The following is a 25,164-nucleotide window of genomic DNA, read 5'->3' as shown; positions in this document are numbered from 1 at the left end:
GTCCGGCCCTTATTCCAGGATGACCAGCGGCGCGCCGAATTCCACGGCATCGCCGTCGCCGACGAGGATGCGCTTGACGGTGCCGGCGCGGGGGGCGGGGATATGGTTCATGGTCTTCATCGCCTCGACGATCAGAAGCGTGTCACCTTCGGAGACGGAGGCCCCGACGGAGATGAAGGCCGGCGCGCCCGGCTCGGCTTGAAGATACACGGTGCCCACCATCGGCGAGGTCACGGCACCGGGGTGATCGGCGGGATCGGCGTCTGCGGCAGGGGCTGGCGCGGAAGCTGCGGGGGCCGCGGCAGGGGCCGATGCGGCGGCAGGCGCGGGGGCGGCTTGGTACTGCTGCTGGGGGGCGGCCATGACCTGCTGCGGGGGCTTGCGGCTGACGCGCACGTTCAGGCTGTCATCCTCGGCATAGTCGCGTTTCACCTGAAGCTCCGTCAGGTCGTTTTCATTCAGCAGCTCGGCGAGGGCCTTGATGAAGGCCACGTCAGCGTCATGGGTGTTGTTTGTCATTGGATCCTCGAAGATTTCGGCAGGCCTGCGGCCCGTCGCTGCGCGATTGATTGGCACGCTTATAGGGCATGGGCAAAGCCATGAAAAGCCAACTGTTGTCTAGGGGGTAGGATCGGTTTTTTGTCGCGCAAAGCGGTCCGGGGCGCGAGAAAGAGGCGGGGCCTCAGCCGCGCGCGCCGGACCTGAGTGACCTTAGGTCAGATCGCGAGGTATTCTGCGCGCAGTTCCGCGTTGTCCAGCACCTCGGCGGCGGTGCCGTCAAAGACCACGCCGCCGGTGTCGAGGATCACCGCCCGGTCGGCCAGTTTCAGCGCCCGCACCGCGTTTTGTTCGACCAGAATCGTGGTGATGCCCTGCGCCTTGATCAGCCCCAGCGTCTTTTCGATCTCATCCACGATCACCGGCGCCAGCCCTTCGTAGGGTTCATCGAGCAGCAACACCTTGATGTCACGGGCCAAGGCGCGGGCGATGGCGAGCATCTGCTGCTCCCCGCCCGAGAGGGTCACCCCCTCTTGATGGCGCCGCTCACGCAGGCGGGGGAAGAGATCGTAGAGCCGGTCGAGCGACCAGCCGATGGGCGGGGCGATCTGGGCGAGCTTGAGGTTCTCTTCGACGGTAAGGCCGGAAATGATGCGGCGGTCTTCGGGCACCAGCGCCAGCCCCGCGGCAGAGGCTTGGTGGCTGGCCATATTGTGCAGCGGCTGATGGTCAAGCCAGACCTCCCCGCGTTTCAACTCCGGGTCGCTCACCCGCGCGATGGCCCGCAGGGTCGAGGTCTTGCCCGCCCCGTTGCGGCCCAGCAGGGCGAGAATCTCCCCCTCATGGACGTTAAAGCTCACCCCCTGCACGATGTAGCTTTCGCCGTAATAGGCGTGAATGTCCCAGACTGAGAGGAAGGCCGGGGCGGTTTGGGCGTGGTTGGCGTTTTTGTCGAGCGTGCTGGTGGTCATATGCTGTCCTAGATCTGCGGCAATAGGAGGGGGTCAGGCGGCGTCTTGGCTTTCGCCGAGATAGGCTTCGCGCACCTTGGGGTGGCCCTTGATCCGGTCGGGGGTGTCTTCGACCAGCGGCGTGCCTTGGGCCAGCACGGTGATCCGCTCGGCCAGTGAAAAGACGACATGCATGTCGTGTTCGATGATGGCGATGGTGATGTCGCGCTCGTCCTTGATCTGTTTGAGCAGGTCGATGGTGTTGTTGGTATCGGCCCGCGCCATCCCGGCAGTCGGTTCGTCCAAAAGCAGCAGGCGCGGATCTTGGGCAAGGCACATGGCGATTTCCAGCCGCCGCTTGTCGCCCCGCGACATGGAGGCCGCGGGCATGTGCCGTTTGTCGATCATACGCATGTCGCGGAGCATTTCCTCGGCCTTGTCTATCATGTCGCGCTGGCTCACGACCCGCGACCAGCCGTTCAGTTGAAACGCCCCGTCGCGTTTGGCAAGGCAGGGGATCAGCATATTCTCCATCACCGTGAGATCACCAAAGATCTCGGGCGTTTGGAACACGCGGGAAATGCCCATCTGGTTGATCTCATAGGGTTTGCGGCCCAGCACCGACTGCCCGTCGAACATGACTGAGCCGGTGTCGGGGATGAGCTTGCCCACCAGACAGTTCAGCAGCGTGGATTTGCCCGCCCCATTGGGGCCGATGATCGCGTGGACGGAGTTCTCCGCCACGCTGAGGTTCACATCGCTCAGCGCCTGCAACCCGCCAAAGCGCTTGCCGACATTTTTGACTTCGAGAATGGCCATGATGTCTCTCCTATTCCGCGGCTTCGCTGCGTTGTTGGGCGGCGTCGGCCTCGACCGAGCCTGCGTTCTTGTCCCGGCGGCGGAAGACCCGGCCCAGACGTTGCCCACCCTCGACCAGCCCACCGGGCAGGAAGATCACGACCAGCATGAACAGCAGGCCAAGCGTCAGGTGCCAGCCCTTGCCGACGAAGGGGTGGATGATCGCGACCATCGCGTCTTCGATCCCGTCGGGCATGAAAGCGAACCAGCCGTGCAGCACGTTGTCGTTGATCTTGGCGAAGATGTTCTCGAAATACTTGATGAAGCCCGCGCCCAGCACCGGCCCGATGAGCGTGCCCGCGCCGCCAAGGATCGTCATCAGCACCACTTCCCCCGATGCGGTCCACTGCATCCGTTCGGCCCCCGCCAGCGGGTCCATCGCCGCCAGCAGACCGCCCGCAAGCCCGGCATACATGCCCGAGATGACAAAGGCCGCCAGCGTATAAGGCCGCGTGTTCAACCCGGTGTAGTTCATCCGCTGCTGGTTCGATTTCACCGCCCGCAGCATCATGCCGAAGGGCGAGCGGAAGATGCGGATCGCCAGATAGAAGGCGAGGATCAGGAAGACCGCGCAGAAGTAGTAGCCGACCGAGAAGGTGAAGGTCCAACCGCCGAAGAAGAGTGTCGTCGAGGAGTTCATCGCCGCCCCGAAGAGATTGGGGAAGCTGGGCGCATCTACGGATTGGAGATATTGCGGATCGGAAGTGTAGATCTGCAGCCCCGTCTCACCATTGGTGATCGGCGTCAGCACTGAATAGGCGAGGTTGAAGGACATCTGCGCGAAGGCCAGTGTCAGGATCGAAAAGTAGATGCCCGAGCGCCGCAGGCTGATGTAGCCGATGAGTGCCGAGAACAGCCCAGCCATGATGACGGCCAGCACCAGCGCGGGCACGACGTTGTAGCTGAGCAGTTTGAACATCCAGACGGCAGAGTAGGAACCGACCCCCAGAAAGGCCGCATGGCCAAAGGAGAGATAGCCGGTCAGCCCGAAGAGGATGTTGAACCCGATGGCGAAGATGCCAAAGATCACAAAGCGTTGCATCAGGTCGGGGTAGCCGGCGTTGAACTGTGCAAGGCCCGAATCCGCCGGAAAGGGGTTGAGGATGAAGGGGGCGAAGAGCGTGAGAACGATCACGACCCCCAAAAGAAGCGTATCGCGTTTTTCCAGTCCGAACATGTCTTATTCCTCCATCACGCCGCGGCGCCCCATCAGACCGCGCGGGCGGACCAGCAGGATCACGATGGCAACGACGTAGATGATGATCTGGTCGATACCGTAGATGATGTTTTTGATTTCATTCATGGATGCGAGGCTTTCCAGGATGCCCAAAAGGAACCCCGCCAGCACTGCGCCGGGCAGCGAGCCCATGCCGCCGACCACGACGACGACGAAGCTTAGCACCAGAAAGTCCATGCCCATGTGATAATTCGGCGAGTTGATCGGCGCATACATCACGCCCGCAAGCCCCGCCACGGCGGCAGCAATGCCGAACATGATGGTAAAGCGGCGGTCGATGTCGATGCCCAGAAGGCCCACGGTCTCACGGTCCGCCATGCCGGCGCGGACGACCATGCCGAAGGTGGTGAATTGCAAGAAAGCAAAAACCGCAGCGATGATGAGGGTGGAAAAGCCAAAGTAGACCAAGCGCCAATAGGGGTAGGCCAAAGACGTGTCCAACCCCAAAAGCGGTGCGAAATCGAAGCTGCCCACGAAAGCCTGCGGCGCAGGGGTGGGGATCGGGTTTGCGCCGTAGAAATATTTGACGACTTCCTGCAAGACGATGGCAAGGCCGAAGGTCACGAGGATCTGATCCGCATGGGGCCGCTTATAGAAGTGCTTGATCAGTCCGCGTTCCATGATGAAGCCAATCAGCAGCATCACAGGGATCGCAAAGAGGATCGCCAGCGGCACCGACCAGTCAATGATCGCCTGTCCCGTTTCCGGCCCGAACCACTGTTCGACATAGGGGGTTTTGACCTTCAGCGGATTGCCGAGGAAATCCTTCTTGGTCTCGTCGATGGTCTCGACGCTCAGCGTCAGAATGCGTTGCAGCGTGACCGAACAGAAGGCCCCGATCATGAAAAGCGCCCCATGGGCGAAATTGACCACGCCAAGGGTGCCGAAGATCAGCGTCAGCCCAAGCGCGATCAGCGCATAGGCCGAGCCTTTGTCGAGGCCGTTGAGTATTTGCAGAAGGATTGCGTCCATGGTCCCCACCTGTAAGGGAAGCGTTTACAAGCGGCCTTGCCGCTTGCAGCGATAAAAAGGGCGCGCAGGATCAGGCCCGCGCGCCATCTGATGTCAACGGATCACGCGCCGGGGTTGCATTTGCCCAGATCACCGCCCGCGAACATCGGGTGATCGGGGGCATATTCGACCTGTGCACGGGGCGTTTGTTCGACGATCTCCAGCGTGTCGTATTCGTTGGTCGGGTTCTCCGCCCCCTTCATCACGAGCACGTCCTTGAAACACTGGTGATCGTCCGCGCGGTAGAGCGTCGGCCCGTTGCCCAGACCGTCGAACTCATAGCCCTCAAGCGCCTCGACCACGGCGCAGGGGTTGAACGAGCCTGCGCGTTCCACCGCATCGGCATAGAGCAGCGTTTGCACGTAGCAGGTATGCGCCGAGTTCGAGGGCGGGCGGCCATATTTCTCACCAAAGGATTTGGTGAAGGCCTTGGAGCCTTCGTCTTGCAGCTGCCAGTTCCAGTTCATCGAGCCGATAACCCCCTGCACGTTGGCCCCGGCACCGGCGGCCATCAGTTCGGAGTAGAGCGGCACGACGATCTCGAACTTCTTGCCGTTGACCTCTTTGTCGAGCAGGCCGAACTGCACCGCGTTGGTGAGCGAGTTCACCATGTTGCCGCCGTAGTGGTTCAGCACCAGCACATCGGCGCCCGAGTTCAGCACCGGCGCGATATAGGAGGAGAAATCGGTCGAGGCGAGCGGCGTCAGCACGTTCTCCACGGTCTCCCAGCCCATCGCCTCGGTCGCGGCGGCGATGGATTCCTGCTGGGTCCAGCCCCAGTTGTAATCCGCGGTCAGGTGATAGGCGCGACGCTCAGAGCCATAGGCGTTTTTCAGCACCGGGGCGAGGGCGGCAGCGGACATATAGGCGTTGAAGAAATGCCGGAAGCCATTGGCCTTGCGGTCCTTGCCGGTGGTGTCATTGGCGTGGGTGAGACCCGCCATGAAGATCACGCCCGCCGATTGGCAAAGGTCTTGCACCGCCACGGCCACGCCCGAGGACGAGCCGCCGTTGATCATCACCGCGCCGTCTTTTTCGATCATCGACTTGGCGCTGGCGCGGGCGGCGTCGGATTTGGTCTGGGTGTCGCCGGTGACATATTCGACCTTCTTGCCCAGAATGCCGTTCCCTTTCAGCGCCTTGGAGCTGAAGGTGTTCATCATGCCGCCGTCGCCCCCGCCATTGAGGTGTTCGACCGCAAGCTCCTGCGCGCGCAGCTCATCCAGACCTTCTTCGGCATAGGGGCCGGTCTGGGGCACGTTGAAGCCAAGCGTCACGGTGCTGCCCGTGGGGGCGTTGGTAAAGCCCGCGTGATTTTCCGCGCGCAGATAGGTCGGCAGCGCCAACCCTGCACCGGCAACCGCGCCGGTCTGGATCAGCCCGCGGCGTGTCAGTTTCGTAAACGACATGAAGTCCTCCCATTTTTGTAAGTCGCGGCAGCGGAACCTCCCCCCGATGCCACAACACGCAATAGTGCAAAGAAACTATGGCGCGGAAAATGAAAACCGATCAATAAGGCGCTTGATCGAAACGATTTTTTTGTAAATATATTCGCAATCCTGCCGGAGGGACTGTAAAGAATATGATATTGCGGCGCAGAAAGACCTTGAAACAACGGGCGAAACATCCGGCCGGGCCGTCCCATGCGTGAAGGGCTGACCGGCAGCCGCATCCGTGAGCGGCGCGTGATGGCGGGGCTGAAACAGGCGGAGCTTGCGCAGCAAAGCGGCATCTCGGCCAGCTATCTCAACCTTATCGAGCACAATCGGCGCAGAATCGGCGGCAAGCTCTTGCTCAACATCGCCCATGCGCTTGGGGTCGAACCGCAGGCGCTGACCGAAGGGGCCGAAGCCGCGCTGATCGCCACCCTGCGCGAGGCGGCGGAGGATGCGGGGCTAACCGGGCCGGAGAGCGACCGGGCGGATGAGTTTGCGGGGCGGTTTCCGGGCTGGGCCAAGGTGCTGGCCAACAGCCAGCGCCGCATCGCGGCATTGGAGCAGACGGTCGAGGCGCTCTCGGATCGGTTGGCCCATGACCCGCAGCTTGCCACCTCCATGCATGAGCTATTGAGTACCGCCGCGGCGATCCGCTCCACCGCCGCGATTCTGGCCGAAACAGACAGTTTGCAGGCGGAATGGCGCGACAGGTTCCACGCCAATATCCACCAAGACAGCCGCCGCCTGTCCGACAGCGCGCAGGCGCTGGTGACCTATTTCGATAGTGCCGCCGAGACCCGCGAGGTGGCCCATTCGCCCCAGGCCGAGGTAGAGAGTTTCCTCGCCGCGCATGACTACCGTTTCGACCCTTTGGAAGAGGCGCGCGCCCCGCAGGCGGCGATTGCGGCGCTGGTCGAACAGGCCGATACGCTCAAGACCAAGGCCGCGCGGCATATCGCGACGGGGGTGTTGCAACAGATCGCCCGCGATGCGGCGGCGCTGCCTTTGGCGCGGCTGGCGCGGCTGGAGCGGGTGGCGGGGGAGATGGGTCACGATCCTGCCGAATTGGCTCAGGCACTCGACCAGCCGATGGGCCGGGTGCTGCGGCGCTTGGCGTCACTGCCTGACCTCGGTGCGGGGCTGGTGGTCTGTGACCGTTCTGGCAGCGTGACATTCGCCAAGTCGATCGAAGGGTTCACCGTGCCGCGCTTTGGCGCCTGCTGCCCGCTTTGGCCGCTCTTTGCGGTGCAGGGGCAGCCGGGGCTGGTGATGAAATCCCGCGTCATGCAGATGGGGCGCGGGCAGGCGGAGTTCGAGGCGATTGCCACCTGCGAAGTGCAAGCTGCGGCTGCCTATAACACGCCGCCGCTCAGCCAATCGGTCATGCTGCTCTTGCCGGTCCCCTCGGGGGCAGCGCCTGCGCAGCCGGTGGGGGCGACCTGTCGCATTTGCCCGGTCGAAGGATGCCGCGCGCGGCGCGAGCCTTCGATCCTGCGCGAGGGGATCTGAAGCGGCGCAGCAGGCAGTTTTTGACAGGGCTGGCAAACCGATGCATGCTCCCCCCGGTGCGCGAGACCCCGCAGCAAGACGGGGCCGCCGCACACCGAGGGGGGGAGACTTTTTGCCGATGAGCAAACTCGTAGTTCTGGTGGAGGACGAGGTGAATATCGCCGAGGCCATCCGCTTTTTGCTGAGCCAAGAGGGTTGGCGTGTGGAGACCTTGGCCAATGGGACAGGCGCGGTGGAGGTGATCCGCAAGGCATCGCCGGATCTGGTGATGCTCGACGTGATGCTGCCGGGCAAGAGCGGTTTCGAGATATTGGATGAGCTGCGGGGTGACCCCGAAACCGGCGCGTTGCCGGTGCTGATGCTGACCGCGCGGGGCCAAAGCCGGGACCGCGCCATGGCCGAAAAGGCGGGTGTCAGCCGCTTCATGACCAAGCCGTTCTCGAATGCCGAGATGTTGGACGCGGTACGCGACCTGATCGCCAGTTGACCCGCCATGCCCCGTAGGCCGATCTTTTTGGAAAAACGCGGCTACCGTCAGCGACGGATGATGGATGCAGTGCGCCTGTTGCCGTTTCTGGGGCTGATGCTGTGGATGGTGCCGCTGCTCTGGCCCGTGCCAGCCGCCAGCCCGGACCCCACTGCGCCGACCATCCCGATGAGCGTGGCGCTGCGCTATCTCTTTGGGGTCTGGGCGCTGCTTATCTTGGGGACATGGGCCCTCTGGCGGCGGACCCGGGATGTGGCCTCGGGTGAGGATGCAGCACAGCCGGACGGGCCGCGCTGATGGTATCGCTCAACCAGTTGGTGGCGGTCTGCCTGATGTATGTGGCGGGCCTGTTCATCGTGGCCTTCGCCGCCGAACGCGCGGCCCTGCGCGGGCAGGGCGGCTGGCTGCTGCGCTCGCCACTGGTCTATACCCTGTCGCTGTCGATCTACTGCACCGCTTGGACCTTTTACGGCGCGGTGGGATATGCGGCGCGCTCGGGGCTGGAATATGTGACCATCTACCTCGGCCCTTCGCTGGTGATGATCGGCTGGTGGTGGGGGCTGCGGCGTTTGGTGCGGATCGGGCGAAGCCATCGCGTCACCTCGATCGCGGACCTGATTTCCTCGCGCTACGGCAAATCCAACACGTTGGCGATCGTCGTGACGGTCATGGCCGTGATCGGGGTGACGCCTTATATCGCGCTGCAATTACAATCGGTTATCTTGTCGCTGTCAATCTTTGCCGCCGCCGACGTGCCGCTGGCCGAGGCGGGGGGCGATGTGATCAACCGGGGGCAGGCGGCGCTTTGGGTCGCGGCGGGGCTGACGCTCTTTACCGTGCTTTTCGGCACCCGGAACCTGAATGTGAACGAACGGCATCACGGTGTGGTCATCGCCATCGCGGTGGAGGCGGTGGTCAAGCTCTTGGCGCTGGTGGCGGTGGGGGTCTACGTCATCTGGGGCCTGGCCGGAGGCTTGGGCGAGACCTTGGCGCGGATCGACGCCTCAGACATCGGGCAATGGGAGGTGCAGGGCAGCCGTTGGGCCGCGTTGACCGTGCTTTCGGGGGCCGCGCTTTTGTGCCTGCCGCGCATGTTTCAGGTCATGGTGGTCGAGAACGACGACGAGCGGCAGTTGCAAATCGCAAGCTGGGCCTTCCCGCTGTACCTGATGCTGATGAGCCTTTTCGTCGTGCCCATCGCGGTGGTGGGGCTAGACCTGATGCCCGAAGGCGCGAACCCCGATCTTTTCGTACTGAGTCTGCCGCTCAGCCAGGGGCAGAACGGGCTGGCGATGCTGTCTTTCTTGGGTGGTTTCTCTTCGGCGACCTCGATGGTGATCGTCGCCACGCTGGCGCTCTCGACCATGGTGAGCAACCATATCGTCATGCCGATCTGGCTGGCGCTGCGCCGCGATGGGGCGACGCAGTCGGGGGATGTGCGCAATATCGTCATCCTTGCGCGGCGGTTGTCGATTTTCTGCGTGGTGGGCTTGGGTTATCTCTATTACCGCGCCTCGGGTGGCAGCGGGGCGCTGGCGGCGATTGGCACGATTTCCTTCGGCGGGGTGGCGCAGTTTCTGCCCGCGATGCTGGGCGGCGTGCTCTGGCGCGGGGCCACGCGGACCGGTGCGCTTTGCGGGCTGGGCACGGGCTTTGTGCTTTGGGTCTTTACCATGCTGCTGCCCAGCTTTGGCACGGATGTGGCTCTGTCGACCGCAACCTTGGAGCAGGGGCTTTGGGGGCTCGCTTGGCTGCGCCCCGAGGCGCTTTTCGGCATCGCGGGGATCGACCCGACGGTGCATGCGGTGGTCTGGAGCCTCGCGCTCAACACGCTGGTTTTCGTCGTCGTCTCTCTCTTTAGCTTCCCTACACCGTTGGAGCGGCTACAGGGCGCGCAATTCGTTAATGTTTTTGACCATTCCGGCCCGGCGCGGGGGTGGACGGCCTCGGTCGCGGGCAGCGAAGACCTGATGATCATGGCGCAGCGGATCTTAGGCGCGACGGAGGCGCAGGCGTTTTTCACCCGCGAGGCCGAACGGCAAGGGCAGGGGCAACGTCTGCCTGAGCCCACGCCACGATTCGTGCAGGCGCTGGAGCGGGAGTTGGCAGCCTCGGTCGGGGCGGCCACGGCCCATGCGATGGTGGCGCAGATCGTCGGCGGGGCCTCGGTCTCGGTCCAAGACCTTTTGGCCGTGGCCGACGAATCCGCGCAGATGTTGGAGTATTCCAGCCAGTTAGAGGCCAAGTCGCGCGAGCTGACCGAGACGGCAGCGCAGCTGCGCGCGGCGAATGAGAAGCTGACGCAGTTGTCGCTGCAAAAGGACAGCTTCCTCAGTCAGATCAGCCATGAATTGCGCACGCCGATGACCTCGATCCGCTCGTTCTCCGAAATCCTGCGCGATGCGCCCGGTCTCACGGACGCCGACAAGAACCGCTATGCCACGATCATCCATAGCGAGACGATCCGTCTGACGCGGCTATTGGATGATCTGTTGGACCTGTCGGTGCTGGAGAACGGGCAGGTGACGCTGAACCAGCGCGAAGGCAACCTACGCGATCTGCTGGATCTGGCGGTGACCACGGCGCAAGCGGGGGCCACGCGGCCGCTCAAGGTGCTGCGCGATCCGCAGGCCGAGGATATTGTGCTGACCAGCGATCTCGACCGGCTGGTGCAGGTCTTTATCAACCTCGTCACCAACGCCCGCAAATACTGCGCTGCGGATGACCCGCAACTGCTGATCACGCCGCGGGTGACGGCGCAGGGGCTGGTGATTGATTTCGTCGACAACGGCCATGGGATCGACGCGGGGTCGGAGGCGCTGATTTTCGAGAAGTTCTCGCGCATCACGGGGGAGGGCGATGGCGCGGGGCTTGGCCTTGCCATCTGCCGTGAAATCATGTGCCGCTTGGGCGGAGAGATCAGCTTTCTGCGGGATGTGCCCGGCACGGCCTTCCGGGTTCAACTGCCTGCCCGCGCCTTGACCGCGGCGGCGTAGGACACCGGCCCCCAAGGGGACCGACAGAGACCTCAGGTATAGCTTTGCCCCAGCATGGGGCGCATGTTCTCAAGGTCATACCCGCCTTGACGTGCGGCTTCGATGATCGCGTCGCTGTCCATCTCGCCGGCTTGGCCCAAGGCCCAAGCGATGGTCGAACGGGTGCCCGAGGCGCAATAGGCCAGCACGGTGTCATCGGTCTCCACGCCGAGGGCGCGGTTCTTGGCGATGACATCGGGGGTCATGGTCTGGTGGGTCAGCGGCTGTTCGGCAAAGGCAATCCCCGCGGCCTCGGCCGCTTCGCGCATGGCGGCGGCCTGATGGCTGGGGGGCACTTCCGCGTCGGGGCGGTTGCACAGGATGCGGGTGATGCCTTGGGCGCGCAGGCTTTCCATGTCACCGGGCTCGATCTGCGGGGCGACGAAATAGCGGGGGGTGATTTGGCGAATATCCATGGGGCGATTTAAGCAGATGCAGCGGCCCTGTCCAGCACCGCCGGGGCGGGCTGGTCAAACGCGCCGATCAGCCCAGTGAAATCCCGAGGATTACCAGCATCAGACCGATCACGGAGAGAAACAGCGCGCCCATATTCAGCGGCACGACTTTGCGCAGCACCACGCGCATCGCCTCATCGTCGAGCTGCGCGCGTTTTGCACGGCTCACCTTGATGATGCACCAGCCCAGACCGAGCAATCCCAGAAGGGACAGACCCGCGCCGCCCCAGACCATGAGATCGAAAATAGATGTGTTTGCGCTTTCCATGGCGGCAGAGCTACGCCAAACCGCCAAGGGGGGCAAGTCCCGCTTGCGGGCTGGGCGTGCAGCCTGTAGTCAAACCCGCCAGAGCCAGCCATTCCGTGAGGACTTCCCATGAGCGATACCAGCACCAATCCCGATGTCGTCGAATCCCAAGGCGATGCGACCTACCGGGTCACCGCCAATGAGCTTCGCCAGTTCGTCGAGCGGATCGAGCGTTTGGACGCCGAGAAGAAAGACCTTGCCGAACAGCAAAAAGAGGTGATGGCCGAAGCGAAATCGCGCGGTTACGACACCAAGGTGCTGCGCAAGGTGATCGCCCTGCGCAAACGCGACAAGGACGACATCGCCGAAGAAGAAGCGGTGATGGAAATGTACAAAGAAGCCTTGGGCATGTGAGCGCCCTGCCGCGGCGGGACTGAATTTTCCGCGCGGCCTTGAATGCCTCCGGCCCATCCCCATTTGCATCGGGCGTCTGCGCGGTCTCCGCGGCGCCCGATGGTCTGAGGCCGGTGAGATTTTTCCCGTGAACATTCTGTTTGTCCTTGGTGGTCTGCTGGGGCTCGTGCTCGGTGGTGAGTATCTGGTGCGCGGCGCCGTGGCGCTGGCGCAGAGGGTTGGCTTGTCGCCTTTGGTGATCGGGCTGACGGTGGTGGGCTTTGGCACCTCAGCCCCGGAATTGGTGACCTCGGTTCAAGCGGCTTTGCTGGGCGCGCCGGACATCGCTCTTGGCAATGTCGTGGGATCGAACATCGCGAATATCCTGCTGATTCTCGGCCTTGCGGCGGTGATCGCCCCGGTGGCCATCTCCGGGCGTAGTTTCGCGCGGGACGGGACGGTCATGCTGGCGGCGAGCCTGCTCTGCCTCGGCACTGTGCTGCTGGGGCAGGTGGATCGGCTTGCGGGGGGCGTCGCCCTCGTGGGGCTGGCGGCCTATCTGATTTACACCTTTCGCAGCGATCGAAGCGGGGCAGAGCCGATGGAGCCGCTGCCGGATCAAGCGCCGTCTTGGCTGGCGCTCGTCTGGCTGCTGGGTGGGCTTTTGCTGACCATTCTCTCGGCGCGGTTTCTGATCACTGGGGCTGTAGCGCTCGCGCAGGCCGTGGGGCTGTCCGAGGCGGTGATCGGCCTGACCATCGTGGCCGTTGGCACCTCCATGCCGGAATTGGTCACATCGGTGATCGCCGCACGGCGCGGGCAGAGCGATGTGGCATTGGGCAACGTGGTCGGCTCCAACATTTTCAACATCCTCGGCGTGCTGGGCATCACCGCGCTGATCCAGCCGGTGGGGGTGGCTGCGCAGATCGCCACGCTCGACATCTGGGTGATGCTGGGGGCCACGGTGGCACTGATCGCCTGCGCCTTTGGCGGGCGCGTGACACGCGGGCAGGGGGCGCTCTTTGCGCTGGCCTATGTGGCTTATGCCGCAGTGCTTTTAGTCTAGCCCGACACTGGGCTGCCCGGCGGGGGTGGGGGCGATTTCTGCGGATGTGGCGCGATGGGCCGCGGACCCCCTTGCGCAGGCGGTTCAACACCCATAGAAGGACACAAATTTTCGCCCGCGCCCCCGCCGCGCGGCCTTACCCTATGGAGCACACATGCAGGTCAACGAGACGCTGAACGAAGGTCTGAAACGCGGTTACAACATCACCGTCACCGCCGATGAGCTTGAAGCCAAGGTCAACGAGAAGCTGGCCGAAGCGCAGCCCGAAGTCGAGATGAAGGGCTTCCGCAAGGGCAAGGTGCCGATGGCGCTGCTGAAAAAGCAGTTCGGCCAGCGGATCATGGGCGAAGCGATGCAGGAAAGCATCGACGGCGCCATGAACGAGCATTTCGAAAAGACCGGCGACCGCCCCGCGATGCAGCCCGAGGTCAAGATGACCAATGAGGACTGGAAAGAAGGCGACGATGTCGAAGTCTCCATGTCCTACGAAAAACTGCCTGAGATTCCCGAAGTTGATCTGAGCAAGATCGAACTGGAAAAGATGGTGGTCAAAGCAGACGATGCGGCTGTCGAAGAAGCGCTGGCAAGCCTTGCCGAAACCGCGCAGGACTTCAAAGCCCGCGAAGAGGGTGCCAAGGCCGAAGATGGCGATCAGGTTGTGATCGACTTCAAAGGCTCCGTCGACGGCGAAGAATTCGAAGGCGGCGCGGCGGAAGATTACCCGCTGGTGCTGGGCTCCAACTCCTTCATCCCCGGCTTCGAAGAGCAGCTGGTTGGCGTGAAAGCGGGTGAAGAGAAATCCGTCGTCGTGAACTTCCCCGAAGAGTATCAGGCCGCGCATCTGGCCGGTAAGGAAGCGACCTTCGCTTGCACTGTGAAAGAAGTGAAAGAGCCCGTCGCCGCTGAAGTGAACGACGAGATGGCCAAGAAATTCGGTGCCGAGGATCTCGACGCGCTGAAAGGTCAGATCGCTGAGCGTCTGGAAGCGGAATACGCCGGTGCATCGCGCGCCGTGATGAAGCGTAACCTGCTGGACGCGCTCGACAAAGAGGTCAGCTTTGATCTGCCTCCGTCGCTGGTCGATGCCGAAGCCAAGCAGATCGCGCATCAGCTGTGGCACGAGGAAAACCCCGATGTGGAAGGCCACGACCACCCCGAGATCGAGCCGACAGACGAGCACAAGACATTGGCCGAACGCCGTGTCCGTCTGGGCCTGCTGCTGGCCGAGCTGGGCCAGAAAGCCGACGTTCAGGTGACCGATGCCGAGATGACCCAAGCGATCATGAACCAGGCGCGTCAGTACCCGGGTCAGGAGCGTCAGTTCTTTGAATTCGTACAGCAGAACCAGCAGATGCAGCAGCAGATGCGCGCGCCGATCTTCGAGGACAAGGTCGTCGATCACGTGGTCGAGCAGGCCAAGGTGACCGAGAAAGAGATCTCGAAAGAAGAGCTTCAGAAAGCTGTTGAAGAGCTGGAAGACGAGTAAGTCTTACCGGATCGGATTTTGGAGCGGGGGCGACGGGAAACCGTCGCCCCTGTTTCGTTTGTGCTGGATGAGAAGCGTGGCCTTTGCCTGTCACTCTGGATGGGCTTGAAGGGTTACCGAACCTACTGTGGATGTCCCGCCCGGGGGCACCCCGGGCATCGCCCTCCCTCCCCCCGGGGGGGGCGATTTGCAAGCTCTCGGAAATTCGCAACAGTCGCGTGCGATGGGGGCAACCGCAGGCCACCATCGTTGCAACGCCCCCAGGGAAGGCGCTGCTCCATGTGGCAATGTCAGATGCTGATACGCACCGGGTACGTCACAAAATAATCCGGAACTGCGCGAAGCCGTCTACCGTGTCGCCTACCTGTTCCATCTCTACCCCTGTCACCTCATCGACGTAGTCCGCCGCCTTTGGCCCGGTTTCGAACATCACGCTCGTTTCCTCCAACGGCGCGAAGCGCCAGTTGCCATCGGCGCGGGGGCTGATGGTGCCTTTTTCGACGATATAGCGCACAATCACATCGCGGTTGGTGTCGGGCCCTTCAAAGACGATGGTATCGCCCATCGCGCCGGGGAAGGCCCCGCCGCCGCTGGCACGGTAGTTGTTGGTGGCGATGATGAATTCGGCCTCGGGATCAAGGGGTTGCCCTTCGAACTCAAGATTTACGATCCGGCTTGCCTCAGGGTTTGCAACGGTGCCCTTGGGCCCGAATTTCGAAGGCTGGCTAAGGTCGATCTGATAGGTCACCCCGTCGATCACATCGAAATTGTAGCTGGGGAACTCGGGGTTCAAGAGCGGTTGGTTGGCCTTCCCGGGGGTGATCTGGTTGAACATGCCAGCGGAACGTTCGAGCCAGTCTTTCACCTGCGCCCCGGTCACGCGCACCGCGCGGGCTGTGTTGGGGTAGAGGTAGAGGTCGGAGACATTCTTGATCGCTACATCGCCCTTCGGGACGTCAGTGTAATACTCCGGCCCGCCACGGCCACCGGCCTTGAAGGGGGCGGCGGCAGAGAGGATCGGCAACCCCTCATGTTCGGTCCCTTCCAGCATCTGTTCGATATACCAACGCTGCGCGTTGGAGACGACCTGCACGGAAGGGTCATCCGCCACCAGCGCGAAATAGCTGTGCAGATTGGCGTCGGTCTTGCCCACGGCGCGGCGAACATAGGCCAGCGTCTCATCATGTTCCTGTTGGACGGAGGCAAGCACCTCGGCATCGCTTTCCACCAGCGGCATCACAGAGCGGTCTTCGTTGCGCTGCGAAATCGCGCGGGCCTCGGCGCTATGGCTGGCGATGCGCCAGCCGCTGCCGTCACGCTCCAGCATCAGGTCGATCAGGCCGAGGTGGCTGCCCCAGAAGCCGCCCATGGTGGCGGGCTTGCCGTGGATCGTGCCCTCGCTGACATCCACGCCCGGATAGTCCGCATAGCTGCCCGAGGGGAAGACGAGGTGGCTGTGTCCGGTCATGATGGCGTCGATCCCCTCTACGGCGGCGAGGGGGACAGAGGCGTTTTCCATCATATCCTCTTCCTTGGCCGCTCCGATGCCCGAGTGGGACAGCGCGATGATGATGTCGGCGCCTGCCTCTTTCATCTGGGGCACCCATGCGCGGGCACTCTCAAGGATGTCGCGGGCCTGCACCTTGCCTTCGAGATGGCGGCGGTCCCAGCTCATGATCTGGGGCGGAACGAAGCCGATGATGCCGACCTTGATCGGATGCGTCTCACCTGCGCCATCGGTCAACATCCGGTCGAGCAGGACATAGGGTTTGACCAGTGTTTCATCGTCGCTCGGCTTGGCACCGACCTTTTTGACGACATTGGCACTGACCACCGGGAAGTCGGCCCCGGCGAGGGATTTCATCAGGAAGTCGAGCCCGTAGTTGAACTCGTGGTTGCCCAGGGTCGAGGCGTCATAGCCAAGCGCGTTCATCGCCTGGATCACCGGGTGCATGTCGCCCTCTTTCATGCCGCGCTCATAAGCGATGTAATCGCCCATCGGATTGCCCTGCAAAAAGTCGCCGTTATCGAGCATCAGGGTATTGGTCGCCTCGGCGCGGATCGATTTGACGATGCTGGCGGTGCGGGCAAGGCCCACGGTGTCGACCTCTTTGTCGGCGTAATAGTCGTAAGGAAAGACATGCACATGCAGGTCCGTCGTCTCCATCAACCGCAGATGCGCCTGATTGGCCGCGGCACGGAGAGAAAAGGGGTGGAGGGCCAGCAATCCGGCAGTGCCGGCGAGGAAGTGACGGCGGTTGAGGCGGAGGGTCATGCGGCGTTCCTTCTTGACGTGATTAACACCTACCTGAGGCGAAGCGAGAGGCCGCGCAAGCCCGAAAATTAATCACCCGTCCCGTAGGCCGGTTTCCACAAGCATGCCGCGACGCTTGGCCTCGTAATAGTAGCCGCGGGCGTACCATTTGATGGCGGTGCCATGGTCACCGTCCGACAGGAGCCACGCCCCGCGCAGGTACTTTAGCGCGTATTTCAGATTGGTATCGGCGTCCAAGAGATCGGAAGGTTTGCCCCGGAACCCCATCGACCGTGCGGTGGCGGGCAGGATTTGTAGCAGACCGTAATAGGGGCCGTTGCGGGCGCGGGGATTGTGGGTGCTTTCGCGGATGGCCAGACGGTGTACCAAGGGGCGCGGCAGGTCGTAGAAGTCGGCCCAGTGGTTGATCTTGCGCCGCAACTCGGGCGTCTCATTCGGGTGCAGCGGCAGGGCGGGGCGCTGCGGCGGCGTGGAGGAGACTTCGGGCGCGGCGTTGCAGGCGGTGAGCGTGCTGGCGGCGATGAGGGAAAGGAACATGCGGCGTGTGGTCTGAGGCATGATGCACCGGAGCTTGTTATCTCGCCCCGAGGATCGCCCCAAGGGGGCCATCGGGCAAGAGCGCAGGCGCAGGATACGCGGCCCCTTGCCCAAGCCTTGGACCCTCAGGCGCGGCTTTTCGCCATGCTTAAACGTCGGCGACGATTTCGCCTTTCATTTCGCCGGTCATGCGGCTCTGATCTTCGCGTTTTACCGAACGTCGGACCTCGTCGATTTTGAGTTCGGCGGCGTCGCGCGTGGCCCTGTCGGGCCATTCGGTGATTGCGGCACTCGTGCGCTCAGAGGTGCGGACCACGGTGATGCGGCTGGCGCCAAAGCCCTTGAGAGCGGGCAGGCGCTTTTCTTCGATGGCGCGCAGGGCCACGTCGTAATCCGCCCCGTCAGCGAGTTCCCAAGTGGTGATGGTGATGTAACGCATGTGTCATCCTCCATGCTGAACGGAGGTAGCATAGCATAAATCGCGCTGTTTTTGCAGGGGGTTGCGTCAGAGGCGCGCGCGGGGCGGTTGGAGGGGCTGCGCAAAAGAAAACGCCGCGCGGAGAACCGCGCGGCGTTTCATGTCAGATCGGACAGGCCGGATCAGCTGTTGCTGTCGTCCTGTGCGTCGCCCTCGGGGGTGCGCACCACGTCCGAGTCGCCGTCTTCGTCAGCGGCAGAGCCGATGTCGTCGAAGAGTTCGGAGATCTCGAATTCAGCGGCGGCTTCCTCTTCGGCGGCCAGTTCCTGAATCGATTTGCCCGATGCCTGAAGCTCGGCCTCTTCGGGCGAACGTGCAACGTTCAGCTCGATTGTGGCGTCGACTTCGGGGTGCAGGATGATGCGCACATCATGCACGCCCAGTTCCTTGATCGGGTTGCCAAGAACGACCTGCTTGCGGTCGATGGTGAAACCTTCGGCGGTTGCAGCATCGGCGGCGTCACGGGTGGTGACGGAGCCATAAAGCGCACCGGCGTCGGAAGCGGAGCGAATCACGACGAACTGCTGACCGTTCAGCTTCTCGGCGAATTTCTCGGCTTCTTTCTTGGTTTCGAGGTTCTGTGCTTCGAGCTGGGCTTTCTGGCCTTCAAAGGCTTCGACGTTGGCTTTGGAGGCCGACAGCGCCTTGCCCTGCGGCAGCAGGTAGTTGCGGGCATAGCCGGGCTTTACGTCCACGACTTCGCCCATCTGGCCCAGTTTGGCCACACGTTCCAGAAGGATAACTTGCATGTGCTCTCTCCTTACTTGACGGCGTAGGGCAGCAGGGCGAGGAAACGGGCGCGTTTGATGGCACGGGCCAGCTCGCGTTGTTTCTTGGCCGATACGGCGGTGATGCGGGAAGGAACGATCTTGCCGCGCTCAGAGATGTAGCGTTGCAGCAGACGTGTGTCCTTGTAGTCGATCGCAGGTGCGTTGTCGCCCGAGAAGGGGCAGACTTTGCGACGGCGGAAAAATGGTTTTGCAGCCATGGTTTATGTCCTCTTCTTCAAGCTGGCGATCAACGGCGCTCGCGACGGTTGTCGCGTTCGTCGCGTTTCTGCATCTGCACGGAGGGCAGTTCTTTGTGCTCGTCGACCTTGATGGTCAGAACGCGCATCACGTCATCATGCAGGCGCATCAGGCGTTCCATTTCCTGCACGGCGGTCGCGGGTGCGTCCGAACGCAGGAAGGCATAGTGGCCCTTGCGGTTTTTGTTGATCTTGTAGGCCATCGTCTTGACGCCCCAGTACTCGCTGTCGACGAGCTTGCCGTCGTTGTCCGCGAGAACGGTGCCGAAGTGTTCGATGAGGCCTTCTGCTTGCGTGTTGGACAGGTCCTGACGCGCAATCATAACATGCTCATAAAGCGGCATGTGCACTCCTATTTGTATCAAGGCGCATTTCATAGGCGGGGCGTTGATCCTTGCTCCCCACCACGAGAGTCTGCGCGGTTCATATGCTGTGCAAGGAAGCGCCCGTATACACGGTTTCCCGGCCACGGCAAGCCCCGATGCCCGCCGCGCCAGAGACCGGCGGTGCGGCGCAAGGCTTGCCCTTACGGCACGGGACGCGATACATCAGGCCAAATCGCTAATAAGAGGCTGCAACCATGAGCATCGCATTCGTTTTCCCCGGGCAGGGTGCCCAGACCATCGGCATGGGCCGCGATCTGGCCGAAGCCTACCCCGAAGCCCGCGCCGTTTTCGACGAGGTCGACGCGGCCTTGGGCGAGAAACTGTCGGAGCTGATCTGGGAGGGCGACATCGAGACGCTGACCCTGACCGAGAACGCCCAGCCCGCGCTGATGGCGACCTCTTTGGCTGCTATGGCCGCGCTGAAGGCCGAAGGTGTCAGTGTCGAGAAAGCGGCCTTCGTGGCCGGGCACAGCCTTGGCGAATATTCTGCGCTCTGTGCTGCGGGCGCGCTGTCACTGGCTGACACCGCGCGGCTGCTGCGCATCCGCGGCAAGGCCATGCAGGCCGCCGTGCCGGTGGGTGAGGGCGCCATGGCGGCGATTCTCGGCCTCGGCATCGTAGAGACCGAGAAACTGGCCGAAGCCGCTGCCGAGGGCGCGGTCTGTCAGGTCGCCAACGAGAACGACCCGAGCCAGAACGTGCTTTCGGGCGAGAAGCCCGCGGTAGAGCGGGCCGTCGCCATGGCAAAAGAGGCCGGGGCAAAGCGCGCGTTGCTGCTGCCCGTCTCCGCCCCTTTCCATTGCCCGCTGATGGGGCCGGCTGGGGAAGAGATGGCGAAAGCACTGGGCGAGGTGACCTTCAACGATCCCGCCGTGCCGCTGGTGGCCAATGTCACCGCCGAGGCGGTGTCGGACGCCGCCCGCATTCGCGAGTTGCTGGTCGAGCAGGTCACGGGCCGGGTGCGCTGGCGTTCCTCGGTCGAGTGGATGGCCGCGCGGGGCGTGACAGAGGCGTGGGAGATCGGCGCGGGCAAGGCGCTTTCGGGCATGATCCGGCGCATCGACAAGAGCGTGGCCACCCGCAGCATCGGCACGCCGAATGAGGTGAAGGTCGCAGCCGAATCCTAAGACATAGAAAAGTGGCATCTCGCCGCGCCGGGGCACAGCGCCTCGTGAGAGAATAAAGGAAGAGACATGTTCGATCTTACAGGAAAGAGTGCCCTGATCACCGGCGCTTCGGGCGGCATCGGCGCGGATATCGCGCGCAAGCTGCACGCCCAAGGGGCTACCGTTGGCCTGTCGGGCACGCGGACCGAACCGCTTGAGGCGCTGAAGGCCGAGTTGGGCGAACGCGCCCATGTGCTGCCGTGCAACCTCAGCGATATGGAGGCGGTCGACGCGCTGCCGAAACAGGCGGCGGAAGCCATGGGCTCGGTCGATATTCTGGTGAACAATGCGGGCATCACCCGCGACAATCTTTTCATGCGCATGTCGGATGACGAGTGGAATTCGGTGCTCAACGTGAACCTCACCGCGACCTTCAAGCTCTGCAAAGGGGTGATGCGCGGCATGATGAAGGCGCGTTGGGGCCGGATCATCAATATCTCCAGCGTGGTGGGCGCCACCGGTAACCCCGGTCAGGCGAATTACGCGGCCTCCAAGGCGGGTGTCGTGGGCATGTCCAAGTCGCTGGCCTATGAGGTGGCAAGCCGCGGGATCACCGTGAACGCCGTTGCCCCGGGCTTCATTACCACCGCCATGACCGACAAGCTGACGGACGAGCAAAAGTCTGGAATCATGGGGCAAATTCCCGCTGGCCGCATGGGCGACCCGGATGAGATCGCTGCCGCTGTTGTCTATCTTTCCAGCCCCGAGGCCGCTTACGTGACAGGGACCACCTTGCATGTGAACGGCGGTATGGCCATGTTGTGACCCTGCGCCTCAATAGCGTTTGCCAAGCCCGGCGCATGTGCTAAAGGGGGCGCAGAATCGAAACGGAGGGTGCTTGATCACCCCCTGCGCCTTGTGCGAACAAGGAAATAGCCGCCCCTTTTGGGGCATCCTCCAAACGCTGATCATCGGCGGGCGGAAACCAAAAGGGGCCTTGAATGGCCCGAAGACATGAGGACTTATTATGAGCGACGTCGCAGACCGCGTGAAAAAGATCGTTGTAGAACACCTGAGCGTGGAAGAGGACAAAGTGACTGAGAATGCGTCGTTCATCGACGATCTCGGCGCAGACAGCCTCGACACCGTGGAACTGGTGATGGCGTTCGAAGAAGAGTTCGGCATCGAGATCCCCGATGACGCGGCTGAGAACATCCAGACCGTTGGCGATGCGGTCAAGTTCATCAAAGAAGCCTCCTAAGGCTTTGCCGGGCAACCGGCGGATTTGAGTTTTGAGAACGGCGTTGTTCCTAGCGGAATGACGCCGTTTTTATTTGCCTGAACGGGGCGGGCTTGTCCCTTTGGAGCTGAGGTCGCATGTCTGCGCCAAGAAGTTTCAAGCGTGAAGGCAATTCACCCCATGTCCCGCACGATCCCGACCATCAACACCGCCAGACTGACCCTGCGCGCCATGCGCGCCGAGGATTTTCAGCGCTATGCCGAGATTTGGGCGATGCCCGATGTGGCGGACCGGATCCTCGATCAGCCCCGGCCCAAGGGGCAGTCATGGGACGCTTTTCTGCGCAACGCGGGCCATTGGCAGATCACCGGCTTTGGGCAGTGGGCGGTGCAGCTCCACCGCCAGCGCGAGATGTTGGGTCAGACCGGTTTCGTCTTTGGCTCCCGCAATTTCGGCGAGGATTTCGACACTTACCCCGAGGCGCGGCTGGTCTTGGCCCCTCAGGCCCAAGACCAGCGGCTTGGGGCCGAGGCCGCCCGGGCGGCGCATGAGTGGTTTGATCGGGTGATCACGGGCCGCACGGTCTGTATGATCTCGGCGGGGAATGAGGCCGCTTTGCGGATCGCGGGGGCGCTTGGCTATCAGGGGCTGCGCGACGTCAAGACGGCGGGCGGTGCGGTGCATCTGATGACCCGGCGCGGCCCGCCGGGCTGAGCCCACGAGCCGCGAAGGCCCCTGAGATTCGACCCATCGGCGTTTTTGCGCTCTGCCTGCGGACCGCCGCCGATATGCTTGTGCCTACAGGCTTTTGCAGGGTAAGAGGTTCGCCGAGACATTATCGGCAAGGGGCACTGAGATGCGCAGAGTTGTAGTAACGGGTTTGGGTTTGGTTACCCCGCTCGCGGACGGCGTGGAAGAAAGCTGGAAACGGATCCTTGATGGGAAATCCGGGGCCGGGCCGATCACCGGCTTTGATGCCAGCAAACTGGTGACTCAATACGCTTGCGAAGTGCCCTTGGGCGATGGCAGCGATGGCACCTTCGACGCCAATAAATACATGGAGCCGAAAGAGCAGCGCAAGGTCGACACCTTCATCCTCTTCGGCATGGCTGCCGCCCAGCAGGCGGTTGAGGATTCGGGCTGGAAGCCGACCGAGCAGGAAGATCAGGAACGCACCGGCGTTCTGATCGGCTCGGGCATCGGGGGGCTGAACTCCATCGCCAATACCGCCGTCATGATGCATGAGAAGGGCCCGCGCCGCGTGAGCCCCTTCTTCGTGCCGGGCGCGCTGATCAACCTGATCTCGGGTCAGGTGTCGATCCGCTATGGTTTCAAGGGGCCGAACCACTCGGTCGTCACAGCCTGTTCGACCGGCGCCCATGCCATCGGCGATGCGGCGCGGCTGATCAAATACGGTGATGCGGATGTGATGATCGCAGGCGGTGCCGAGGCGGCGATCTGTGAGATCGGCATGGCGGGCTTTAACGCCTGCAAGGCGCTCTCGACCAAACGCGGCGACGATCCGCAAAAGGCCAGCCGCCCCTATGATGTGGACCGTGACGGTTTCGTCATGGGCGAAGGCGCGGGCATCGTGGTGCTGGAAGAGTATGAGCACGCCAAGGCGCGCGGTGCCAAGATCTATGCCGAGGTGCTGGGGTATGGCCTGTCGGGCGACGCGCATCACATCACCGCCCCTTCCGAGGATGGTGAGGGCGGCGAACGCTCCATGCGGGCTGCGCTGAAGAACGCGGGGCTGGAGCCTGCGGATGTGGATTACATCAACGCGCATGGCACCTCGACCATGGCCGATACCATAGAGTTGGGCGCGGTCGAGCGTCTGATGGGTGATGCAGCGGGCAATGTGACCATGTCCTCGACCAAATCCGCCACCGGGCACCTTTTGGGTGCGGCGGGTGCGATCGAGGCGATCTTTTGCATGCTCGCGATCCGCGATCAGGTGGCGCCGCCGACGATCAACCTCGACAACCCGGCGGTGGAAACCCCGATTGATCTGGCGCCGAACAAGAAGGTCGAGCGCAAGATCGACGTGGCGCTCAGCAACTCCTTTGGTTTCGGTGGCACCAATGCATCGGTTCTCTTCGGGAAAGTCAGCTAAATGTGGCGTCATATCGCCTCTAACGCCGTGACGTTTCTGTTGGTCGGCCTGTTTCTGCTTGGGGGGATCATCCTCTGGGGCAAGTCGACCTATGTCTCTGAAGGGCCGTTGGAACAGGCGATCTGTGTGCAGGTCGAGCGCGGCTCGAACATGCGGCAGGTCAGCCAGAACCTTGAGGAGCAGGGCGCGGTTTCTTCGCCCGCGATCTTTCGCATGGGCGCGGATTACGAGGAGAAATCGAGCAGCCTGAAGGCGGGCAGCTTTCTTGTTCAGCCCGGCACGTCGATGCAGGGGATCGTGGATATCGTGACCCAAGGCGGGGCCAGCACCTGCGGTACTGAGGTAGTCTATCGCATCGGGGTGAACCGGGTGAGCGTGCAGGTCCGTGAGTTGGACCCGGTCACCAGCCGTTTTGTTGAACGCGCGGAATTCACCCCGAGTGAGGAAGAGGCTCCCGAAGCCTATACCGAAATCTCGAGTGCGAATGACACGCGGTTCCGCGTGGCATTGGCCGAAGGGGTGACCAGCTGGCAGGTTGTCGAAGCGCTGAAGCAGGTCGAGCAATTGACCGGCGAGGTTGCGGAGCTTCCAGCAGAGGGCAGCCTCGCGCCCGATAGCTATGAGGTGCGTCCGGGCGACGACCGCGCCGAGGTGATTGCACGGATGGCCGCGGCGCAGGAGGTGCTCTTGGCCGAAGCCTTTGAAGCGCGCGACCCCGATCTGCCGATCGAGACGCCCGAGGACCTGCTGATCCTTGCGTCGATCATCGAAAAGGAAACCGGTGTCGCCGCCGAACGTGAGCAGGTGGCGAGCGTTTTCGTGAACCGTTTGAACCAAGGGATGCGGCTTCAGACCGACCCCACGGTGATCTACGGGGTGACCGAGGGCAAGGGCGTGCTGGGCCGCGGGCTGCGCCGCTCGGAACTGCGGGCAGAGACGCCGTGGAACACCTATGTGATCGACGGTCTGCCGCCCACGCCCATCGCCAACCCGGGCCGGGCGAGCCTGATGGCCGCAGCGCAACCGGCGGAGACGGACTACGTCTTTTTCGTGGCGGATGGCACCGGGGGGCACGCTTTTGCGGAAACCTTGGACGAGCATAACCGCAATGTCGCACGTTGGCGTCAGATCGAGGCGGAGCGCGGCGCGGAAGCGGCGGGGAATGCCTCAACGGGCGGAAACTGAGACCACTGAAAACCCCGCTGGAGACAGCGGGGTTCTTATTTGCGCGGAGAGCTTGCCGCGCGGCGCTGTAAGGTCTTGTTAACACAGTTTTTCTTGACTTTGCGCACGGTCTGACGTAGGACTTGTGGCACGCTAGAGGACATGGG

The 25,164-nt window shown here is 62.8% G+C and carries 27 protein-coding genes; 13 read left to right on the top strand and 14 right to left on the bottom strand.

Annotated features, from left to right (window positions below):
* Positions 1–9: 9 nt before the first annotated feature.
* From accB to ACGYK2_RS02640, 6 genes are all read right to left on the bottom strand, one after another.
* Positions 10–519, bottom strand: a complete 510-nt coding sequence (accB, locus tag ACGYK2_RS02665) for an acetyl-CoA carboxylase biotin carboxyl carrier protein (RefSeq protein WP_271689856.1) — start codon at positions 517–519, stop codon at positions 10–12.
* A 197-nt stretch (positions 520–716) separates the two neighbouring features.
* Positions 717–1,469 (bottom strand): ABC transporter ATP-binding protein, encoded by a 753-nt coding sequence (locus tag ACGYK2_RS02660; protein ID WP_067261816.1) that lies wholly within the window; start codon positions 1,467–1,469, stop codon positions 717–719.
* 33 nt (positions 1,470–1,502) lie between these two features.
* The gene (locus ACGYK2_RS02655; protein WP_394374193.1) at positions 1,503–2,267 is read right to left on the bottom strand and encodes an ABC transporter ATP-binding protein; all 765 of its coding nucleotides are present in this window, start codon (positions 2,265–2,267) and stop codon (positions 1,503–1,505) included.
* Between the two features lie 10 nt (positions 2,268–2,277).
* The gene (locus ACGYK2_RS02650; RefSeq protein ID WP_209218747.1) at positions 2,278–3,483 is read right to left on the bottom strand and encodes a branched-chain amino acid ABC transporter permease; all 1,206 of its coding nucleotides are present in this window, start codon (positions 3,481–3,483) and stop codon (positions 2,278–2,280) included.
* A gap of 3 nt (positions 3,484–3,486) precedes the next feature.
* Positions 3,487–4,515 (bottom strand): branched-chain amino acid ABC transporter permease, encoded by a 1,029-nt coding sequence (locus tag ACGYK2_RS02645; protein WP_394374192.1) that lies wholly within the window; start codon positions 4,513–4,515, stop codon positions 3,487–3,489.
* A 101-nt stretch (positions 4,516–4,616) separates the two neighbouring features.
* Positions 4,617–5,963 (bottom strand): substrate-binding protein, encoded by a 1,347-nt coding sequence (locus ACGYK2_RS02640; protein ID WP_093925940.1) that lies wholly within the window; start codon positions 5,961–5,963, stop codon positions 4,617–4,619.
* 234 nt (positions 5,964–6,197) lie between these two features.
* Here ACGYK2_RS02640 and ACGYK2_RS02635 point away from each other — a divergent pair, with 234 nt between their 5' ends.
* The 4 genes from ACGYK2_RS02635 to ACGYK2_RS02620 all read left to right on the top strand — a co-directional run bounded on the left by ACGYK2_RS02635 (position 6,198) and on the right by ACGYK2_RS02620 (position 10,982).
* On the top strand, positions 6,198–7,499 hold the full coding sequence (locus tag ACGYK2_RS02635) for a helix-turn-helix domain-containing protein (RefSeq protein ID WP_271689858.1): 1,302 nt from the start codon (positions 6,198–6,200) through the stop codon (positions 7,497–7,499).
* 118 nt (positions 7,500–7,617) lie between these two features.
* On the top strand, positions 7,618–7,986 hold the full coding sequence (locus tag ACGYK2_RS02630; protein ID WP_271689859.1) for a response regulator transcription factor: 369 nt from the start codon (positions 7,618–7,620) through the stop codon (positions 7,984–7,986).
* A 6-nt stretch (positions 7,987–7,992) separates the two neighbouring features.
* A complete protein-coding gene (locus ACGYK2_RS02625) occupies positions 7,993–8,283 on the top strand; it encodes a hypothetical protein (RefSeq protein ID WP_271689860.1) in 291 nt (96 codons plus the stop codon).
* Positions 8,283–10,982, top strand: a complete 2,700-nt coding sequence (locus ACGYK2_RS02620; RefSeq protein WP_271689861.1) for an ATP-binding protein — start codon at positions 8,283–8,285, stop codon at positions 10,980–10,982. Before ACGYK2_RS02625 ends, ACGYK2_RS02620 begins: the two co-directional genes overlap by 1 nt.
* A 32-nt stretch (positions 10,983–11,014) precedes the next feature.
* On the opposite strand, the gene ACGYK2_RS02615 is transcribed toward ACGYK2_RS02620, so the two are convergent.
* Positions 11,015–11,437 carry a TIGR01244 family sulfur transferase gene (locus tag ACGYK2_RS02615; protein WP_271689862.1) on the bottom strand — a complete coding sequence of 141 codons (423 nt, stop codon included), beginning with the start codon at positions 11,435–11,437 and terminating at the stop codon, positions 11,015–11,017.
* A gap of 67 nt (positions 11,438–11,504) precedes the next feature.
* Entirely contained in the window at positions 11,505–11,744 is a 240-nt protein-coding gene (locus ACGYK2_RS02610) for a hypothetical protein (RefSeq protein ID WP_271689863.1), read from the bottom strand.
* 108 nt (positions 11,745–11,852) lie between these two features.
* Here ACGYK2_RS02610 and ACGYK2_RS02605 point away from each other — a divergent pair, with 108 nt between their 5' ends.
* The 3 genes from ACGYK2_RS02605 to tig all read left to right on the top strand — a co-directional run bounded on the left by ACGYK2_RS02605 (position 11,853) and on the right by tig (position 14,668).
* The gene (locus tag ACGYK2_RS02605; protein WP_067261835.1) at positions 11,853–12,137 is read left to right on the top strand and encodes a DUF2312 domain-containing protein; all 285 of its coding nucleotides are present in this window, start codon (positions 11,853–11,855) and stop codon (positions 12,135–12,137) included.
* 127 nt (positions 12,138–12,264) lie between these two features.
* Positions 12,265–13,182 (top strand): calcium/sodium antiporter, encoded by a 918-nt coding sequence (locus ACGYK2_RS02600; protein ID WP_271689864.1) that lies wholly within the window; start codon positions 12,265–12,267, stop codon positions 13,180–13,182.
* Positions 13,183–13,336: 154 nt separating this feature from the next.
* Complete coding sequence (tig, locus tag ACGYK2_RS02595) at positions 13,337–14,668, top strand: trigger factor (RefSeq protein WP_067261839.1); 1,332 nt, start codon at positions 13,337–13,339, stop codon at positions 14,666–14,668.
* A 316-nt stretch (positions 14,669–14,984) separates the two neighbouring features.
* Here tig and ACGYK2_RS02590 read toward each other — a convergent pair whose 3' ends face one another.
* From ACGYK2_RS02590 to rpsF, 6 genes are all read right to left on the bottom strand, one after another.
* Entirely contained in the window at positions 14,985–16,943 is a 1,959-nt protein-coding gene (locus tag ACGYK2_RS02590) for a bifunctional 2',3'-cyclic-nucleotide 2'-phosphodiesterase/3'-nucleotidase (protein ID WP_271689865.1), read from the bottom strand.
* A gap of 72 nt (positions 16,944–17,015) precedes the next feature.
* Complete coding sequence (locus tag ACGYK2_RS02585; protein ID WP_271689866.1) at positions 17,016–17,501, bottom strand: lytic transglycosylase domain-containing protein; 486 nt, start codon at positions 17,499–17,501, stop codon at positions 17,016–17,018.
* Positions 17,502–17,628: 127 nt separating this feature from the next.
* A complete protein-coding gene (locus ACGYK2_RS02580) occupies positions 17,629–17,919 on the bottom strand; it encodes a hypothetical protein (protein WP_168612589.1) in 291 nt (96 codons plus the stop codon).
* Between the two features lie 161 nt (positions 17,920–18,080).
* Positions 18,081–18,707, bottom strand: a complete 627-nt coding sequence (gene rplI, locus ACGYK2_RS02575; RefSeq protein ID WP_271689867.1) for a 50S ribosomal protein L9 — start codon at positions 18,705–18,707, stop codon at positions 18,081–18,083.
* Positions 18,708–18,718: 11 nt separating this feature from the next.
* On the bottom strand, positions 18,719–18,946 hold the full coding sequence (rpsR, locus tag ACGYK2_RS02570) for a 30S ribosomal protein S18 (protein ID WP_005852865.1): 228 nt from the start codon (positions 18,944–18,946) through the stop codon (positions 18,719–18,721).
* Between the two features lie 29 nt (positions 18,947–18,975).
* The gene (rpsF, locus tag ACGYK2_RS02565) at positions 18,976–19,329 is read right to left on the bottom strand and encodes a 30S ribosomal protein S6 (protein WP_067261847.1); all 354 of its coding nucleotides are present in this window, start codon (positions 19,327–19,329) and stop codon (positions 18,976–18,978) included.
* A gap of 236 nt (positions 19,330–19,565) precedes the next feature.
* Between rpsF and fabD the strand changes: the two genes are divergently transcribed.
* The 6 genes from fabD (at position 19,566) to mltG (ending at position 25,018) form a co-directional block, all read left to right on the top strand.
* Complete coding sequence (gene fabD / locus ACGYK2_RS02560; RefSeq protein ID WP_271689875.1) at positions 19,566–20,498, top strand: ACP S-malonyltransferase; 933 nt, start codon at positions 19,566–19,568, stop codon at positions 20,496–20,498.
* 66 nt (positions 20,499–20,564) lie between these two features.
* The gene (gene fabG / locus ACGYK2_RS02555) at positions 20,565–21,302 is read left to right on the top strand and encodes a 3-oxoacyl-ACP reductase FabG (protein WP_271689876.1); all 738 of its coding nucleotides are present in this window, start codon (positions 20,565–20,567) and stop codon (positions 21,300–21,302) included.
* 202 nt (positions 21,303–21,504) lie between these two features.
* Positions 21,505–21,738 carry an acyl carrier protein gene (locus tag ACGYK2_RS02550; protein WP_067261852.1) on the top strand — a complete coding sequence of 78 codons (234 nt, stop codon included), beginning with the start codon at positions 21,505–21,507 and terminating at the stop codon, positions 21,736–21,738.
* 159 nt (positions 21,739–21,897) lie between these two features.
* Positions 21,898–22,431, top strand: a complete 534-nt coding sequence (locus ACGYK2_RS02545; protein ID WP_271689877.1) for a GNAT family N-acetyltransferase — start codon at positions 21,898–21,900, stop codon at positions 22,429–22,431.
* 142 nt (positions 22,432–22,573) lie between these two features.
* Complete coding sequence (gene fabF / locus ACGYK2_RS02540; protein ID WP_271689878.1) at positions 22,574–23,833, top strand: beta-ketoacyl-ACP synthase II; 1,260 nt, start codon at positions 22,574–22,576, stop codon at positions 23,831–23,833.
* Positions 23,834–25,018 carry an endolytic transglycosylase MltG gene (mltG, locus tag ACGYK2_RS02535; protein ID WP_271689880.1) on the top strand — a complete coding sequence of 395 codons (1,185 nt, stop codon included), beginning with the start codon at positions 23,834–23,836 and terminating at the stop codon, positions 25,016–25,018.
* Positions 25,019–25,164 lie beyond the last annotated feature (146 nt).

It is taken from the genome of Sulfitobacter sp. 1A10359 (assembly GCF_043558145.1).
Taxonomy (GTDB): domain Bacteria; phylum Pseudomonadota; class Alphaproteobacteria; order Rhodobacterales; family Rhodobacteraceae; genus Sulfitobacter; species Sulfitobacter faviae.
Note: the sequence above shows the minus strand (reverse complement) of the source record. Positions and strands in the feature narration are given on the sequence as shown.

What these genes read in the sequence shown, in the direction of transcription:
- accB (WP_271689856.1), bottom strand. Translation starts at nt 519, where the DNA reads ATGACAAACAACACCCATGACGCTGACGTGGCCTTCATCAAGGCCCTC.
- ACGYK2_RS02660 (WP_067261816.1), bottom strand. Translation starts at nt 1,469, where the DNA reads ATGACCACCAGCACGCTCGACAAAAACGCCAACCACGCCCAAACCGCC.
- ACGYK2_RS02655 (WP_394374193.1), bottom strand. Translation starts at nt 2,267, where the DNA reads ATGGCCATTCTCGAAGTCAAAAATGTCGGCAAGCGCTTTGGCGGGTTG.
- ACGYK2_RS02650 (WP_209218747.1), bottom strand. Translation starts at nt 3,483, where the DNA reads ATGTTCGGACTGGAAAAACGCGATACGCTTCTTTTGGGGGTCGTGATC.
- ACGYK2_RS02645 (WP_394374192.1), bottom strand. Translation starts at nt 4,515, where the DNA reads ATGGACGCAATCCTTCTGCAAATACTCAACGGCCTCGACAAAGGCTCG.
- ACGYK2_RS02640 (WP_093925940.1), bottom strand. Translation starts at nt 5,963, where the DNA reads ATGTCGTTTACGAAACTGACACGCCGCGGGCTGATCCAGACCGGCGCG.
- ACGYK2_RS02635 (WP_271689858.1), top strand. Translation starts at nt 6,198, where the DNA reads ATGCGTGAAGGGCTGACCGGCAGCCGCATCCGTGAGCGGCGCGTGATG.
- ACGYK2_RS02630 (WP_271689859.1), top strand. Translation starts at nt 7,618, where the DNA reads ATGAGCAAACTCGTAGTTCTGGTGGAGGACGAGGTGAATATCGCCGAG.
- ACGYK2_RS02625 (WP_271689860.1), top strand. Translation starts at nt 7,993, where the DNA reads ATGCCCCGTAGGCCGATCTTTTTGGAAAAACGCGGCTACCGTCAGCGA.
- ACGYK2_RS02620 (WP_271689861.1), top strand. Translation starts at nt 8,283, where the DNA reads ATGGTATCGCTCAACCAGTTGGTGGCGGTCTGCCTGATGTATGTGGCG.
- ACGYK2_RS02615 (WP_271689862.1), bottom strand. Translation starts at nt 11,437, where the DNA reads ATGGATATTCGCCAAATCACCCCCCGCTATTTCGTCGCCCCGCAGATC.
- ACGYK2_RS02610 (WP_271689863.1), bottom strand. Translation starts at nt 11,744, where the DNA reads ATGGAAAGCGCAAACACATCTATTTTCGATCTCATGGTCTGGGGCGGC.
- ACGYK2_RS02605 (WP_067261835.1), top strand. Translation starts at nt 11,853, where the DNA reads ATGAGCGATACCAGCACCAATCCCGATGTCGTCGAATCCCAAGGCGAT.
- tig (WP_067261839.1), top strand. Translation starts at nt 13,337, where the DNA reads ATGCAGGTCAACGAGACGCTGAACGAAGGTCTGAAACGCGGTTACAAC.
- ACGYK2_RS02590 (WP_271689865.1), bottom strand. Translation starts at nt 16,943, where the DNA reads ATGACCCTCCGCCTCAACCGCCGTCACTTCCTCGCCGGCACTGCCGGA.
- ACGYK2_RS02585 (WP_271689866.1), bottom strand. Translation starts at nt 17,501, where the DNA reads ATGCCTCAGACCACACGCCGCATGTTCCTTTCCCTCATCGCCGCCAGC.
- ACGYK2_RS02580 (WP_168612589.1), bottom strand. Translation starts at nt 17,919, where the DNA reads ATGCGTTACATCACCATCACCACTTGGGAACTCGCTGACGGGGCGGAT.
- rplI (WP_271689867.1), bottom strand. Translation starts at nt 18,707, where the DNA reads ATGCAAGTTATCCTTCTGGAACGTGTGGCCAAACTGGGCCAGATGGGC.
- rpsR (WP_005852865.1), bottom strand. Translation starts at nt 18,946, where the DNA reads ATGGCTGCAAAACCATTTTTCCGCCGTCGCAAAGTCTGCCCCTTCTCG.
- rpsF (WP_067261847.1), bottom strand. Translation starts at nt 19,329, where the DNA reads ATGCCGCTTTATGAGCATGTTATGATTGCGCGTCAGGACCTGTCCAAC.
- fabD (WP_271689875.1), top strand. Translation starts at nt 19,566, where the DNA reads ATGAGCATCGCATTCGTTTTCCCCGGGCAGGGTGCCCAGACCATCGGC.
- fabG (WP_271689876.1), top strand. Translation starts at nt 20,565, where the DNA reads ATGTTCGATCTTACAGGAAAGAGTGCCCTGATCACCGGCGCTTCGGGC.
- ACGYK2_RS02550 (WP_067261852.1), top strand. Translation starts at nt 21,505, where the DNA reads ATGAGCGACGTCGCAGACCGCGTGAAAAAGATCGTTGTAGAACACCTG.
- ACGYK2_RS02545 (WP_271689877.1), top strand. Translation starts at nt 21,898, where the DNA reads ATGTCCCGCACGATCCCGACCATCAACACCGCCAGACTGACCCTGCGC.
- fabF (WP_271689878.1), top strand. Translation starts at nt 22,574, where the DNA reads ATGCGCAGAGTTGTAGTAACGGGTTTGGGTTTGGTTACCCCGCTCGCG.
- mltG (WP_271689880.1), top strand. Translation starts at nt 23,834, where the DNA reads ATGTGGCGTCATATCGCCTCTAACGCCGTGACGTTTCTGTTGGTCGGC.